Origin of the sequence: Paraburkholderia sp. RL18-101-BIB-B (assembly GCF_046026985.1) — a bacterium.
Taxonomy (GTDB): Bacteria; Pseudomonadota; Gammaproteobacteria; order Burkholderiales; family Burkholderiaceae; genus Paraburkholderia.
Genome location: NZ_JARESV010000022.1, coordinates 19,943 through 34,590 on the forward strand (window position 1 = coordinate 19,943; position 14,648 = coordinate 34,590).

Sequence of the window (14,648 nt, forward strand, 5' to 3'; positions counted from 1 at the left end):
CCGCCCGCTATTTGCCTATTTTTCACCGCCCCAAAGGAATACAACATGCCTCGCTTCCATACTATCTCAGTGTCTGAAGCCACCGGCCACACGGCCGAATTGTTTAAAGGTGTCAAAGCGGCTGTCGGCAAGGTCCCGAATTCATACATTGGAATCGGTGCTAATAGCCCGGTCGCGCTGGAGGCAGTACTCAATCTTGAGGCATCGCTCAAAAAGAGCAACTTGAGCGCACGAGACATCGAAGTCGTTAAACTGGTCGTCAGACAGACAACCGGCTGCGGCTATTGCGTCGCCGCACACACGCTGTTGAGCAAAAAAATGGGCCTTGACCGTGAGGCCATTCTGGCGTTGCGTCAGGCCCGGCCGTCGGGCGACGCGCACGATGATGCGTTGGCCAAGTTTGTGCTGCATCTAATCACAACGAGCGGCACAGTTCAAACCGATGTGATAACCGAGGTCAAACAGGCCGGTGTCACCGATGCACAAATCGTCGATGTCGCGATGGCCATAGCCAGCATTGCATTCACCAATCTGTTTAACCGTATCAACGACACTACGCTCGACTTCCCTGCTGCGGACTAGTGCGAAAGCATCGGCTCCTTCCATTCATAGTACTTGCGTGAGCCAAGCGAGCGCAAGCGCTGCTGAAAATTGCTCGATGTTCGCGCTGACGGCGATCAACGGGTAGCAACAACTGAGGACGCAACGTCTGTGGCGATAAAGCTTTCGTTTGAAGTTCTTGCGGTCTTGGACGCGATTGACCGCACTGGCACATTCGCTGAAGCAGCAACGTCGTTGCATCGAGTTCCTTCGTCACTCACGTACCTCGTGCAGAAGCTGGAAGGCGATATGAACGTCGAGCTTTTCGATCGCAGCGGCAGACGAGCAAAACTCACGCAAGCCGGTCGCTTCCTTGTCGATGAAGGGCGGCAACTTTTACACGCTGCTCGACATCTGGAAATCAGAACAAAGGGAATACAAGACGGCTGGGAATCGGAGCTGCGGATATGCCTCGACGCAATCTTGCCTTCCGCATCTTTGTGGCCGTATGTACGTGCCTTCTACGATCTCGAGATGGTTACCCAACTACGCCTTTCCACCGAGGTGCTTGGGGGAGTCTGGGATGCGCTGATTACCCGACGGGCCGATCTGGCCGTGGGTGCATTTGGTGAGCCGCCGCATGCCGCCAACATCGCAGCTCGACCAATCGGCACGCTCCGACACGTGTTCGTCGTTGCACCGGACCATCCACTAGCAGGCATCCTCGAGCCGTTGCGAAGCGAGACGATCGCAAGATACCGAGGTGTTGTCATAAGCGACACTTCGCGCAAGCTGCCACCTCAATCGGTGGCCAAACACGATGGACAGATGGTGATTGTCGTGCCGACACTGGGCGCGAAGGTTGAAGCGTTGTGCGAAGGTATCGCTGTCGGAATGCTGCCCGAGCGCGTAGCGGAAGGGCCGATCCATGAGGGGAGACTCGTCGCCCGACACATTGTCGGCGTGCGTGAACTGACAAATTGCTACCTGGCCTGGCGCGAAGACAAGGTGGGGCGAGCATTGGAGTGGTGGATCGAGCGACTGGACACATCCGATTTGGCTGAGCGGTTCCTGGCGGGACTTGGTGACACGAAAGAACGGCAATCGTCCGGTCAATAGGCACGACCCGGCCGCGAGGAGACAGTCGTCCGGCGCTACCGAATGGCCGGTCACGACGTGAGCGGACGTTCCTGTTTTGCGGACGCAATGGCTCCTCAGGGTGGCGGATTCAACCGGTGGATGCAATAGTTTGCAGGAATCAGTTGACTGCCGAGTTGCAAAGTAAAACGCCAGTTTCAACGAATACAACGGGGCGAGCCCTCACCCCCGCCGGGAGAACCGTGCATGGACCGCCGCTCACAGAACGCTAGTGAACCGTCGAAGCCACCGCCGACTGCGGCGCGCTAGGGTCTGTTTACATTTGAAAAAATGTGTTTGCATCCTGTCTTTTGCGCTGCGACACAGGATGGTACGAACGTTACTGAGCGACGAAGTATGGAACAAAGTCCAAGCTATCCTGCCGGGCAAGGAACGCGACCCTGGCCCAACGGCATTCAACAATCGCTGGTTCCTCGAAGCGGTGCTATGGATTGCCCGAACCGGCAGTCCGTGGCGTTAAAAAAAGCGGGCCGCAAGCGCTCGGACGTTCCCGAGGCGGATTGAGCACCAAACTACATCTGGCGGAGGATTCGAAGGGTCGCCCGTTGCGACTGATCGTCACTGAAGGACAGGCCGTCGACATCACGTGTTCCGTGCAACTGGTCGAGCATCTGCGCACGGGAGCGGTTATCGCAGACAACGGCTACGATGCTGACCATTTCGCAACGGATTCGGGCTACCCGCGCAAAGGTCGTGATCCCCCCGCGTTCAAATCGCAACACAAAGCGCCGCTACAACCGTGTCCTGTACCGTACACGCAACCTGGTCGTGCGGTTCTTCAATCGCATCAAGCATTGTCACCGCGTCTCCACTCGACATGACAAGCTCGCGGAGAGCTATCTCGTGTTTGCATCGCCTGGCTGCGCGTTTGGCCCAGTCGTAAATGTAAACAGACCCTAATAAAACAGTTCCCGATGTCGAGCTATGAGTTGCTCACTCTATCGTTCCCAATCTCTTCGAGGATGAGCCCCACGGTTACGTGGCATTTCCATGGTGGCTAATGCGTCTTTAAAGTATTCCTGAAGTTTTGATGCAATCGGTGGAAGTTTACGTCCGCTTTGTTCAATGAGTAATAAACGTTCAGTCAACTTTTCCACGAGTGGCCGAAAGATAAGCTCGTTATTCCGAATCTCTCGTTCGATTCCAAGCCGGCTTTTGAACATGAGGCCGGCCCCGTCCCGCACTAACGCTTTCAACGTCTCCACCGAGTTACACATGATAAACGGTTCGAGGTCGATGTTCTGTTGCGACAGAGCGTCGTTGACGACGGACGTAACTGAGATAGAGGTTGTAGCAAAACAAATCGGATAGTGCGCGCAATCCACGACCCTGATCGATTTCTTTGAGGCCAATGGATGATCAGGGCGCATAACCACGCCTATCTCAAGTTCGGCCGAAGCGATGCGACGCACCCCACGAGTTATCGGCGAATTAAACGACACGCCAATATGGGCCTCGCCTGACGCAACCAGGGTTGGTATGGCAGCCGAGGGAGCAACGGTGATGGAAAAGGTGATGTGGGGATAACTCTTGCCGAATTCAGTGAGCACTGTTGAAAGTAGATCAATTGCCACCCCCTCAATGACCGCAATAGAGACTCGTCCTCGGCGCAGGCCTCGCAAATCCTCGATCTCGGATCTGGTGCGCTCCAGATCCTGCAGTGTCCGTCGGATATGTTGAGCCAGTATCTCGCCGGCGGCCGTCAAGCGTAAGCCAGATGCATGACGTTCATAGATCGCCGTGCCGAGTTGCTCCTCTAGCAACAGTATCCGCCGGTCGATTGCGGAAGGGGTGACATGCAAGGACATCGCCGCTTTGCGGATCGAACCAGTGCGCGTGACTTCGTCAAGATATTTCAAGGCTCGGCTATGCAGGTGCATGGGGGGCTCCTTTCATGCAATGTGGCGTCCAGTCGGGATGGGTGTATACAAAAAGTGGACACCCGAGACTAAAAATTGCGCTTTTAATCGACACCGAGTCCGCCCAATATTGCCCTACCGAAGCTCAGATATACAAGGATTTCAATATGAAATCGGATACCTCGATCCTGCGGGGGGCACACGTCATAGACCCCAAGCAAGGAATCGACGCCATTGCTGATGTTGTCGTCGCGAACCAGCGTATCGAATTCGTTGGTGATGCATCGCACGTTGATGGCGAAGTGCTTGATTTGACCGGCCATTATCTATCGCCTGGCTGGATTGACATTCACGTTCATACATACGGCACGCTTGGTTTTTCGGATCCCGACGCAATTGGTGTCTACCAGGGGGTTACCACCTTTGTGGATGCGGGAGGCGCAGGTATCGGTGTGCTCGACGAGTTCGTCGCAACAATGGATGGTCTCCATACGAGCCTTTACGCTGGTCCGTTCGTGCGTCCACTCGGGTTGATCGCGTTAAACTTCCTTGAGGGTGAGATACGTAGCTTGGGAAATATTCCCCTGTCCGAATGGGTGGATTTCATGAAGCAGAAGCGAGGCATGCTCCGCTATCTCAAATGCAACGCGATGGGCAACTATGGGCCAGGGTCGCTCAAGATCTCGAAGGGGCTGGCGCAGGTTCTTGGCGTACCCCTCTACATGCACATTGGGGAGTTTCAGCAGCACAAGGTCGAAGAGACTCTGGCTATGGAGGCTTTCCGGATTGCAGAGCCGGGTGACATGATTACGCATGTCTATCACGGAAACATGGGGAAGGTAGTCGACGACCACGGCAAAGTCCTCGATCTTGTCCGTCGAGCGCAGGACCGGGGCGTGCTTTTCGATATTGGTTTCGGTGGCTACAACTTTGCCTGGAAAGTGGCTGAGCAGGCGTTCAGTCAGGGATTACTGCCGGACACCATCAGCTCCGATCTGCAGCAGTTCAACGTTGTCACCCCGGTCAAGTCTCTGGCGAACGTGATGACGGCAATGATGATCTTGGGAATGGGCTTGTACGACGTGATCTCAAGAGTGACCGACCGAGCCGCGCGGGCTATCTCCTTGCAGGATGAGGCAGGTACTCTCGCTCCAGGTATGCCCGCGGATATCACGGTGTTCGACCTGGTCAAAGAGCCCCTTGTGGTAACCGACTGCATTCTGCATAAACGCACAGCTTCCGCGTATCTGAAACCTCTGATGGCGTTCAAACACGGGCAGCGTTTCGACTGTGACATGGAACGAGCAAAGAAAGAGAGTAACTGGCTGGTCCAGTACTCTGACGAAAAGGTTCCACAAAGGGCGAAGTGGCTAACTGCTCCACAGAAACAATTTCTGAGTGATCTGGTCAATGCGCTTGCTCACGTGGAGTGGAGTATCACACCAGAGGAAGAATTCGATTACGACAAAGCATTGGAGCTACAGCGAATCTTCCATTTGGTTAGGAAACGCCACGTTTTGACGCTCAAGGCCTGTTTGGATTCACTCTATTCCAGTTTCACCGATCACCAATTCCCGATACAGGCTGGGCTATTCATCATGTGTCAAGAGCGCGACTTCTTCTTCTCGCGTATTCGCGAGATCCTTGCCAACCAAGCTTCTGCTGAGATCCTGTGAACTGCGAGCAAGCACATAGTGCTGATGCTGAATGGGCTATAGCATCACCGGTACCAATTGGTGACCTCAAGTTTCCGCTGCGCGTGAAGATCGGTGATGAGACGATCGTGATTCACCGGACCAAGGCCGGTTTCCGGGCGGTGGATAGAGGTTGCCCACACCAGGGCGCTTCTTGGACGCAGGGGGACCTCATTATGAACGAATCTATGATCAAGTGTCCACTCCATGCCTTTACTTTCCGACTCTCCGATGGAAAAGGCGTGAACTGTCCTGGATTTCGGATCAAGGTTTTTGATGTGAGGGAAACCGACGGACTGCTCTATGTTCGAATCCCAAAAAAGGTTGTCGTGAAGGATGCTTAATCGATTTGATTGCATCTTGCTACGGGAAATTGGCCTCGTGATCGATCTTTTTCGCTTATTCCGATAAGCGCAAAGCGAACCACGTCGAGCGTCCACATGCCTGGTTGCATAACTTCCGCCGCCTGCGTATTCGCTTTGAACATCGTGGGGACATTCACGATGCGTTCCCCAAACTGGACTGTTGCTTGATCTGCGGAACATTCTTCAGCGAGTTCAACAGCGTTTATAAAAACCGTCTCTTACTACACGTTTCTTTTGCCATGAACGTTGTCGTCTCCCGTATTGAGGATGTCGCTGTCGACATCCGCGCGTTCGAATTCACGCCGCTCGACGGACAATCATTGCCCGGTTACGAAGCGGGCGCGCATATTGACATCTGTCTGCCGGGCGTAGTCCGTCAGTACTCGCTATGCGGCCGTCGAGAAGCCACTGGCGCTTATATGGTCGCGGTTCAGCGCGATGCCGCGTCGCGAGGCGGATCAATCGCGATGCATGCGCTAAGGGTTGGCGACGTGCTGCGCATTGAAGGTCCGCGCAATCACTTTCCGCTCGAGGCGGCCGCTACGGAGTCGATCCTGTTCGCCGGTGGTATTGGCATCACGCCGCTGCTCGCGATGGCCGAACATCTTGCCGCGCTGAACTCATCGTTCGAGCTTCACTATTGTGTGCGGGAGCGCTCGCGTGCCGCGTTTCGTGACCGGCTGGATTCGCCGGCGTTGCGCGAGCGTTCATTTCTGCATGTCGACGCGGAGCGGGGAAGCCCGGCGCTCGATGCGGCGCTTGCGATGGGTGCGCCCGCGCCGGGAAAGCATCTGTATGTCTGCGGCCCGGGCGGGTTCATGACCCATGTGCTGACTACCGCGCAACAGGCAAGATGGGACGACGCGCATCTTCACCGCGAATATTTCAGTGCGCCGGCGCAAGCGTCCGACGCCGCTTCGCCGCACGACGCGTTCAACGTGCGGCTCGCGAAAAGTGGTCGTGTCATTCCGGTCAGCGCGTCCCAGACCGTCATCGAGGCACTTGCCGCGCATGGGGTCCGCCTCGAAACGTCGTGCGAGCAGGGAGTTTGCGGTACCTGCCTGACACGCGTGCTCGAGGGCGAGCCCGATCATCGCGACGTGTACCTCACGGAAGCGGAGCGGGCAGGAAACGATCAGTTTCTGCCGTGTTGTTCGCGCTCGCGCACGCCGGAGTTGGTGCTCGATCTGTAAGCGGCTGCGCGCTCCAGCGCGGGAGATGTCGCCCTACTCGACCTTCGAGCGCGTCCTCTCGTCGGCCAACGGCTGATGAAGCGCCGTCTGCTGTCGCTCGCCTAAGGCCTGCTGCTCGCGCAGTTGTTTAGTCGCGGCACCCGCCTCGGCAACGAACCGCACGTTGTCCTTGTTCAATTGACTGATCGATGATGGGCGCTCCTTCTGCGGCCCACCCCCGGAAGCTACTCAAAGAACAGCGCGGCGAGGCGAAGTCCCTTGCCGGCCACAGTTATATTTTTTTCGACAAAATTACTGGAGAATCCATGAAGCCTCTCGTCCACCGTACGCTAAAAACCGCAGTCAAATTCACAGCCCTCGCTAGCATATTCGGGTTGTTGGTCACAAATTCAGCACATGCGCAATCAAGCGTGCGACTGTATGGTTTGGTCGACGAATGGGTTGGCGAGCAGAAATTCCCGGACGGCAAGGGTGCAGCGGTGGTGTCGGGCGGTGGTATGGCCACCTCTTACTGGGGTTTGGGTGGAGTGGAGGATCTGGGCAACGGCTACAAGGCGATCTTCGCTTTGGAAGGCTTCTTCCGGGCTCAGAACGGCGCGTACGGCAGCTTCACGGGCGACACGTTCTTTTCGCGTAACGCGTATGTCGGTATCGCATCGCCGTACGGCATCGTCACGGCCGGACGTCTGACGACACCGCTATACGTCTCGACGATCCAGTTCAACCCGTTCGTCAACTCGTACACGTTCTCGCCGATGGTCAAGCATACGTACCTCGGCCTCGGCTCCTTTCCGACGTACACCACCGACATGGGCGTGGTCGGCGGCTCGGACTGGAACAACGCGGTGGAATATTCGTCGCCGAACTTCAATGGCTTGAGCGCCAACGTGGTGTATGCCCTCGGCAATACGGCGGATGAGAACGGTGCGAAGAAGTGGAGCGCTCAGTTCCTCTACTTCCATGGTGCGTTCGCGGCAACCGGCGTGTATCAGTACGTGAACTTCAACGGCGCCCCGGGCGACCTGACCAGCCTCGCGCAGAGCGTCGGGCTCGCGGGCATGAAGAGCCAGAGCGTCGCTCAACTGGGTGCGACCTATGACCTGAAGTACGTCAGGTTCTTCGGTCAGTACATGTACACCGACAACGCGCAGGACACCGGCAGCTGGCACGTGAACACCGCACAGGGCGGCCTCACGGTTCCGGCGGGCCTGGGCTGGATCATGGCGTCGTTCGCGTACTCGCGCGACGGCGGCGGTCTGGACCAGACGCGTCAGACGACGTCAATCGGCTATGACTATCCGCTATCCAAGCGCACTGACGTCTACGCAGCTTACATGTACGACCACCTCAGCAACCAGACTTCGGGCGACACGTACGGCGTAGGTATCCGCACGAAGTTCTGAATCTCACAGAACGACTTCTGCAATCGGCTTCTCGAGTCCGTGCGTCGAGTGTCCGTACCGACTGACAGCGAGGGGCCATCTTCGAACTAGGTACCGGATGAATCAAATTTGCAAACATGGATGGTTGATCGGGCATATCCAGCGCCGTCGCCTCGAGCAGCTGTCAAATCGCTGTGATGTGCAGCACAACGCCGGGCAGACGGCAGCTCAGATGCTTGTGGCCGACCGATTTCCCCCCAAATTTTTTACGACAACATGGAAACACCGTACAGGACTGGAGAATCACGATGAAGATAACATGGCTGAATGCGCCACGAGTCGCCCGTTTAGCACTTGTGCTGTCAGCAGCGATTGGTGCATCAGGCGCTTCGGCAACCGACGCCCCCGGCGTCGCATTTGTCTACCTTGGCAACCCGGGAGACGCCGGCTGGACCTACGGGCATGACCAAGGTTCGAAGGAAGTCGAAGCGAAGTTCGGCAACAAGATCAAGATCACACGCGTGGAGAACGTGCCGGAATCGGCCGACTCGGAGCGCGTGTTCCGCGATCTGGCAAACAAGGGCAACAAGATCATTATTGGCTCGACCTTCGGCTTCCAGGATTTCGAACTGAAGGTTGCGAAGGATTTCCCGGACACGGTGTTCCTGCACGCAACCGGCTACAAGAAAGCGCCGAACTTCGGCACCTATGCCGTGCGGATGTATCAGGGAGCGTACCTCGCGGGCGTCGCCGCAGGCTACGTGACGAAGACCAATACGCTCGGCTTTGTCGCGTCGGTGCCGATTCCCGAAGTGGTCCGCAACATCAACGCGTACACGCTCGGCGCGCGCTCGGTGAATCCGAAGATCCATACCAAGGTCATCTGGATCAATAGCTGGTTCGATCCGGGCAAGGAAAAGCAGGCGGCGGAAACGCTGATCGGCCAGGGCGCCGACGTGCTGCTGCAAAACACCGATTCGAGCGCCACGCTCGCAACCGCTTCGGAAAAGCACGTGCATGCGTTCGGCTGGGATTCGGACATGAAGAAATTCGGCCCCGACGCGCACCTCGGTTCGGTGGTCGCGCATTGGGGCGTGTACTACACCGCGGCGATCCAGCAGGTGCTGGACGGCAAGTGGAAGAACGATCCGGTGTGGTGGGGCATTCCGCAGAAAGGGGTTAGCCTAGATGACCTGAACACGTCGGCGCTTCCGGCCAATGCGCTGAAGGACGTGGCGACAAAGCGCGACCAGATCGCGAGCGGCAAGTGGGATGTGTTCACCGGTCCGCTCAAGGATCAGGCGGGCGAAGTAAAGGTGCCGGCCGGCAAGACGCTCAGTGATACAGACCTTCAGCGCATCAACTGGTACGTCGATGGCGTCGACGGTTCACTGCCGAAATAGACGTTGGAGTTTCGGGACTGCTTAGGCCATCCCGGCGCTTCCTGCTGATTGTCTGAATCGTCGCGATGTCCAGTCGCGGGGCCACCACTGCACGGATCGTCGAATAGGCACCGGTCGATGAGCGCCGTCATTGCGTCATCGGATGATCGGCGCGTAGCCGCTGCATGACGCTGCTCTGCCCGCAGGGGAAGTAGCGTGGTCGGGACGCTCATAAAGGTCCCCTTTCAACTGACCGGTGAAGGCTCGGGCGGCCAAACAACCAGGGCAAACGACTGCGGACTCCGACGCGGCCGCCGAGCCTGGCGACGATTCGGAGCCGATGGAGCACGCCGAACTCGGCGCACGCCTATCGGTCGTTTGACCGATGCCATCAAGAAAGGCCGAATGCCATGATCTCTACCAACACAGGATTCTTGTCGCGATGACGCTGGTGTGATCCTGCCGACAGCTCATCGCGACGAGAGCCTGGCGCGTCGTTCAAGGCGACGCGGTCGACAAAATTTTGAAGGAGTTCCAATGGCTGATCATCTTTCAGATACCACCCGCCTTCAGGGTGAGCAGTGGCTCAAACACTATTATTTTATCCGTGCCGCATTTTCTGTCGTGTGGGTCGCGCTCGCGTTCGCCATCGGGCAGCATGCCACGGCGATCGGAGCAGCACTGCTCATCGTCTATCCCGTATGGGATGCGCTGGCTAACTATGTCGACATGTCGCGTAGCGGTGGGATGCGCGAAAACCCTACTCAGGCTTTCAACGTCTTCGCTAGCGCGGTGATAGCGATTGCGGTGATTGTAGTATTGAGCGTCAACACAAGCCTGGTCCTTGATGTATTCGGAGTCTGGGCCATTCTGTCCGGATTGCTTCAGCTCGCCACCGCCGTTCGCCGCTGGAAGCGCTTTGGTGCGCAATGGGCAATGATTTTGAGCGGGGGCCAATCGGCGCTGGCGGGCGCGTTTTTTATCGCGCAGGCCCATGCATCAGTGCCTCCGGCGATTGTCAAAGTGGCTGGCTACGCAGGTGTCGGCGCGATCTATTTTCTTGTCTCCGCGTTGTGGCTATCGGCCGGCCAACTGCGGCGCAAGTTTGCATCGACGCATTAAATGACCGGATTATCGTGGCCGTATTTTGCAGGTGCTGCGATTTGGCGACGACTACAAGGTCAACGCTGGCATAAGTCGAATAGGCTGCTGAGCAATGGTACGTCTTACGTGTTAGCGGCGTGGTGCTGCAACCCTCGGTCGCCGCCTCTCGCTTGCGCTCTCATCCGATTGATGTCGATACAGGTGCGCCCCTATGAATTTAACAAGATGACCGGTGGCTGTACCGCTGAAGCGGTCGTTCCGACCGCGCGTGTTGGAGTAACGGCTCCGGGTCGACTTCGTCGGGTGCAACCACTGCACTTTCAGACTACCCGCCAAAGACAACACCCAGAAATCCCAGGCGTTAGACTTTCAGCACAGGCTGTAACCGTAACCGCTAGAATTGCGGCTTTAGCCCGGAATACGCCAATGTCTTTTGCCTCGCTTGGCCTGATCGATCCCTTGCTGCGTAATGTGCAGGACCTCAATTACCAGACACCTACGCCGGTGCAGGTCAAGGCGATTCCTGCTGTGCTCAGTGGCAAGGACGTCATGGCTGCGGCACAGACCGGCACTGGCAAAACGGCGGGTTTTGCGCTGCCGCTGTTGCAACGGCTGGTGCAGCACGGCCCCGCGGTGTCCAGCAACCGCGCGCGTGTTCTGGTGCTGGTGCCCACGCGTGAACTGGCCGAACAGGTGCTGCAAAGCTTTATCGCTTACGGCAAAGGCCTCGACTTACGGTTTCTGGCCGCCTACGGCGGTGTGAGTATCAACCCGCAGATGATGAAGTTGCGCAAAGGCGTGGATGTGCTCGTTGCCACGCCGGGCCGTTTGCTAGATCTCAATCGCCAGAACGCAGTGCAGTTTGATCAAGTCCAAACGCTGGTGCTGGATGAAGCCGACCGCATGCTGGATCTGGGCTTTGCGCGCGAACTCAACGCCGTCTTTGCTGCGTTGCCCGCTCAGCGCCAGACCCTGCTGTTCTCTGCCACGTTTACGGATGATATCCGCGCCATGGCGGCCGGCATTCTGCGCGGCCCGGTCAATATCAGCGTCAGCCCACCCAATGCCACGGCCGGCAAGATCAAGCAGTGGGTGGTGCCGGTGGATAAAAAGAACAAGCCTGACCTCTTCATGCACCTTGTGGCTGAGAACAACTGGGAGCACGCGCTGGTGTTCGTCAAAACCCGCAATGGCGTGGATTACCTGGCGGCCATGCTGGATGAAGCGGGCTATGCGGTCGACACCATCCACGGCGACAAACCGCAGCCCGCGCGCCTCCGTGCGCTGGAGCGCTTCAAGACGGGCGAAGTACATATGCTGGTAGCCACCGATGTGGCTGCGCGCGGGCTGGATATCGACGACCTGCCGCTGGTGATCAACGTTGATCTGCCGATCGTGGCGCAAGACTATGTGCACCGTGTTGGCCGTACCGGCCGCGCGGGCGCCAGCGGCGCGGCGGTGTCCCTTGTGTGTGCCGATGAAGCGCCGCAACTGGCCGCGATTGAAGCGCTGATCCGGCAAACGCTGCGCCGTGAAGAAGTGCCGGGTTTTGAAGCCGAACACCGCGTGCCGCAAACTAGCGCGACGGGCCAGATCATCAAGAAACCCAAAAAACCTAAGAAACCGAAAGTGCCGCAAGCTACGCCTGGTGCCGTGCAGGTGCCCAGCAAAAAACCGCGACCGCAGAGTGGCGAAAACAAACGCAAGCCTGCGGCGCAGCGCGCTGTGGCCTCGGGTAAAGGCACAAACTTGTCCAGCGGCAACCCATTCAGCGTGCAAAAGCCACGCAGCAAACCCGCCAGCAAGCCAGTTGCGGATTCACGTAAGCCGGCTGGCAAACCCGCTGGTGGCCGCGGCAAACGCCAACCCTGATCCATGGGGATGAGTAACGCCAGGCCCTGGAACAGGCTGGCGGTTTGCGGCCCGCTGACGGGCAGCGGCGCGGCTGCGGCGTGCATCAGGTCGGCGGGTAACGGCGCACTGAATCCCGGATCGATAACAACTTCGGGGCCGAGCGGACGTTGAAATCGCGCGCAGCGAGCGTTCGATCGAGGTCGTCTCTGGTGAATGTGTCCGCTTCTCAAACGAAAGCCGTCATTTGATTCCCTCAACGCGAACTACCGCCTTGAGTCGGGTACGGAACTCCAGACCAGGTCGGCGGCCGCGCTTTGCAGCGCTGACCTCGTACTTCCGAATTCGGCCCGGAGTGTGTCAAAACGCGAAGGAGAAACGATTCGGGAGGTTTCCTGCGGGGTCGTGGCTTGGTAGCTCTCGCAAGGCTATGGCGGTCTGCCTTTCGCGTGCTCCGGTTTGCCGGGAACAGCGCCACGTCGCGTCTAGGAGGGCAGTCGAGTTTTCTGCTGGCCCTTAGGCCCGAATAGCTTTCATCAGCGCGACCGCGCCGAGTAGCTTGATCGTTCGCTTCATGTTGTACGCCTGCACGTGCAAGCGATTTCCGTGGCCACACGGTTGAGTGTTCTGGTCAGGAAATGGGTGGCTCCCATCCACGACTTGATCGTGCCAAATGGATGCTCGACCGTTCGGCGGCGGATGAACGCTCTCTTCACCAGCGAGATGGAACTCAACGGGTCGAGCACAATGGTCCAGAGGATGATGGCGCTTTGCCACGACGCACTCTGAACACGTTTCGAGCTCAAGCTCGTAGCAACTGCTTTCAAGTCGCGGGCAACAGCGACTGCGCTTGCTCCGCGCCGAAATCTCTACATATCACGTTGGGAAAAGCGGCCGCAGTTGGACATCTGTTTGAGGGCCTTGGAGGCTACGCTTAATAGACGAAGCGCGCGGCGATGACTGGCGTCAACGTCGCCGCGCTGGTCGCACGTTTAGAACTGTTGGAACATCTCCTGCACGCGAGCAGGGTCGTTCGTCACCGTCAGCGCGAGCATCAGGAGAACGCGAGCTTTTTGCGGGTTGAGGTTGTCGCCGAGAAGACCGATATAAGCCGAGTCTTCGGGGACATAGCCACTGCCGGTTCGCGACGAGCGGACCACGACGACTCCTTTATCTACAGCCTTCTTGATAGACGGCAGCGTGAGAAGAGACTCGCTACCCGCGCCGACGCCCGCCACGACGATGCCGCGAGCGCCGTGAGCCACCGCAGCGTCATACATGTACCCCCCGTCGTTCTGGTGCCCATAGACGATGTCGACTTCCGGCAGAGAATCCAACTTCGATACGTCGAACGGAGTCTGCGTTGTTTGCAGCTTGGCTACAGCTGTTTCGAAGTGCGGCACCTGGTCAATCAACGTGCCGATAAATCCATCGTCCGAACTCTTGAACGTGTCGAGCGTGTTCGCGTTCGTCTTCGTCGTATATCGAGCCGAGCCGATGCGGTCGTTGAGGACAATTAGTACGCCACGTCCTCTCGCAGTTGGGGAGGCGGCAACTGTTACGGCTTGAAGGATATTGCTGGGACCGTCGGCGCTAATTGCTGTCGACGGGCGCATCGAGCCAGTGAGGACCACCGGCTTGTCACTTTTCACCACCAGGTTGAGGAAGTAGGCCGTTTCTTCGAGCGTATCTGTTCCATGCGTGATGACCACGCCAGCGATGTCAGGTTGAGCAAGAAGTGTATTTACCCGCTTGGCCAGCTTCAGCAAAATTTCATTAGTGATGTTCTCGCTGCCGACGTTCGACACCTGCTCGCCAGACACCCGCGCCACCTTTCCAAGCGACGGAACGGACTTCAATAGAACGTCCGCAGTGAGGACGCCGGACTTGTAGCCGGTGGTTTGCGTTTCGCTCGCGCCGGTTCCAGCGATAGTGCCACCCGTCGCCAGCACGGCGACATGGGGCAGCGTCGTCTGTGTTTGATTTTGAACTTGCGCTATCGCCGTTCCTGACGAAATAAAGCCAAATACCAAGGCCGAACAGAAAAGATTCCTGTACTTGCTCATCTGAGCACTTATGTCTCGCACCATGAACTCCAGATTCAAAGTGTAAATGTTGCC

12 protein-coding genes and 3 pseudogenes are annotated in these 14,648 nt (G+C 57.6%); 11 read left to right on the plus strand and 4 right to left on the minus strand.

What is annotated here, in order from left to right:
- Positions 1-45: 45 nt before the first annotated feature.
- The 3 genes and pseudogenes from P0D73_RS26965 (at position 46) to P0D73_RS26975 (ending at position 2,598) form a co-directional block, all read left to right on the plus strand.
- Positions 46-582 carry a carboxymuconolactone decarboxylase family protein gene (locus P0D73_RS26965; RefSeq protein ID WP_408316149.1) on the plus strand — a complete coding sequence of 179 codons (537 nt, stop codon included), beginning with the start codon at positions 46-48 and terminating at the stop codon, positions 580-582.
- 135 nt (positions 583-717) lie between these two features.
- Positions 718-1,659, plus strand: a complete 942-nt coding sequence (locus P0D73_RS26970) for a LysR family transcriptional regulator (protein ID WP_408178770.1) — start codon at positions 718-720, stop codon at positions 1,657-1,659.
- Between the two features lie 346 nt (positions 1,660-2,005).
- Positions 2,006-2,598 (plus strand): annotated as a pseudogene (locus tag P0D73_RS26975) (IS5 family transposase).
- 38 nt (positions 2,599-2,636) lie between these two features.
- Here P0D73_RS26975 and P0D73_RS26980 read toward each other — a convergent pair.
- Positions 2,637-3,578 carry a LysR family transcriptional regulator gene (locus P0D73_RS26980; RefSeq protein ID WP_408316151.1) on the minus strand — a complete coding sequence of 314 codons (942 nt, stop codon included), beginning with the start codon at positions 3,576-3,578 and terminating at the stop codon, positions 2,637-2,639.
- Between the two features lie 146 nt (positions 3,579-3,724).
- Between P0D73_RS26980 and P0D73_RS26985 the strand changes: the two genes are divergently transcribed.
- The 4 genes and pseudogenes from P0D73_RS26985 (at position 3,725) to P0D73_RS27000 (ending at position 6,809) form a co-directional block, all read left to right on the plus strand.
- A complete protein-coding gene (locus P0D73_RS26985; protein ID WP_408316153.1) occupies positions 3,725-5,233 on the plus strand; it encodes an amidohydrolase family protein in 1,509 nt (502 codons plus the stop codon).
- The gene (locus P0D73_RS26990; protein WP_132380096.1) at positions 5,230-5,595 is read left to right on the plus strand and encodes a Rieske (2Fe-2S) protein; all 366 of its coding nucleotides are present in this window, start codon (positions 5,230-5,232) and stop codon (positions 5,593-5,595) included. The genes P0D73_RS26985 and P0D73_RS26990 overlap by 4 nt, the downstream gene beginning before the upstream one ends.
- An 83-nt stretch (positions 5,596-5,678) precedes the next feature.
- A pseudogene (locus P0D73_RS26995) lies at positions 5,679-5,801 on the plus strand (IS5/IS1182 family transposase); the annotation flags it as partial.
- Between the two features lie 54 nt (positions 5,802-5,855).
- Positions 5,856-6,809 (plus strand): PDR/VanB family oxidoreductase, encoded by a 954-nt coding sequence (locus P0D73_RS27000; RefSeq protein ID WP_408178676.1) that lies wholly within the window; start codon positions 5,856-5,858, stop codon positions 6,807-6,809.
- A 33-nt stretch (positions 6,810-6,842) separates the two neighbouring features.
- On the opposite strand, the gene P0D73_RS27005 is transcribed toward P0D73_RS27000, so the two are convergent.
- Positions 6,843-6,986 (minus strand): hypothetical protein, encoded by a 144-nt coding sequence (locus P0D73_RS27005; protein ID WP_408178675.1) that lies wholly within the window; start codon positions 6,984-6,986, stop codon positions 6,843-6,845.
- 128 nt (positions 6,987-7,114) lie between these two features.
- Here P0D73_RS27005 and P0D73_RS27010 point away from each other — a divergent pair, with 128 nt between their 5' ends.
- The 4 genes from P0D73_RS27010 (at position 7,115) to P0D73_RS27025 (ending at position 12,549) form a co-directional block, all read left to right on the plus strand.
- Positions 7,115-8,212, plus strand: a complete 1,098-nt coding sequence (locus tag P0D73_RS27010; protein ID WP_408178674.1) for a porin — start codon at positions 7,115-7,117, stop codon at positions 8,210-8,212.
- 287 nt (positions 8,213-8,499) lie between these two features.
- Positions 8,500-9,594, plus strand: a complete 1,095-nt coding sequence (locus P0D73_RS27015) for a BMP family ABC transporter substrate-binding protein (protein WP_408178673.1) — start codon at positions 8,500-8,502, stop codon at positions 9,592-9,594.
- A 516-nt stretch (positions 9,595-10,110) separates the two neighbouring features.
- Positions 10,111-10,695 (plus strand): DUF308 domain-containing protein, encoded by a 585-nt coding sequence (locus P0D73_RS27020; RefSeq protein ID WP_342960633.1) that lies wholly within the window; start codon positions 10,111-10,113, stop codon positions 10,693-10,695.
- Between the two features lie 408 nt (positions 10,696-11,103).
- The gene (locus tag P0D73_RS27025) at positions 11,104-12,549 is read left to right on the plus strand and encodes a DEAD/DEAH box helicase (RefSeq protein WP_408433481.1); all 1,446 of its coding nucleotides are present in this window, start codon (positions 11,104-11,106) and stop codon (positions 12,547-12,549) included.
- 495 nt (positions 12,550-13,044) lie between these two features.
- On the opposite strand, the pseudogene P0D73_RS27030 reads toward P0D73_RS27025, so the two are convergent.
- A pseudogene (locus tag P0D73_RS27030) lies at positions 13,045-13,229 on the minus strand (transposase); the annotation flags it as partial.
- Positions 13,230-13,520: 291 nt separating this feature from the next.
- Positions 13,521-14,594, minus strand: coding sequence for a type II asparaginase (locus tag P0D73_RS27035; protein WP_408316158.1), 1,074 nt, complete (start codon positions 14,592-14,594; stop codon positions 13,521-13,523).
- Positions 14,595-14,648: the final 54 nt, after the last annotated feature.

What these genes read in the sequence shown, in the direction of transcription:
- P0D73_RS26965 (WP_408316149.1), top strand. Translation starts at nt 46, where the DNA reads ATGCCTCGCTTCCATACTATCTCAGTGTCTGAAGCCACCGGCCACACG.
- P0D73_RS26980 (WP_408316151.1), bottom strand. Translation starts at nt 3,578, where the DNA reads ATGCACCTGCATAGCCGAGCCTTGAAATATCTTGACGAAGTCACGCGC.
- P0D73_RS26985 (WP_408316153.1), top strand. Translation starts at nt 3,725, where the DNA reads ATGAAATCGGATACCTCGATCCTGCGGGGGGCACACGTCATAGACCCC.
- P0D73_RS27000 (WP_408178676.1), top strand. Translation starts at nt 5,856, where the DNA reads ATGAACGTTGTCGTCTCCCGTATTGAGGATGTCGCTGTCGACATCCGC.
- P0D73_RS27010 (WP_408178674.1), top strand. Translation starts at nt 7,115, where the DNA reads ATGAAGCCTCTCGTCCACCGTACGCTAAAAACCGCAGTCAAATTCACA.
- P0D73_RS27015 (WP_408178673.1), top strand. Translation starts at nt 8,500, where the DNA reads ATGAAGATAACATGGCTGAATGCGCCACGAGTCGCCCGTTTAGCACTT.
- P0D73_RS27020 (WP_342960633.1), top strand. Translation starts at nt 10,111, where the DNA reads ATGGCTGATCATCTTTCAGATACCACCCGCCTTCAGGGTGAGCAGTGG.
- P0D73_RS27025 (WP_408433481.1), top strand. Translation starts at nt 11,104, where the DNA reads ATGTCTTTTGCCTCGCTTGGCCTGATCGATCCCTTGCTGCGTAATGTG.
- P0D73_RS27035 (WP_408316158.1), bottom strand. Translation starts at nt 14,594, where the DNA reads ATGAGCAAGTACAGGAATCTTTTCTGTTCGGCCTTGGTATTTGGCTTT.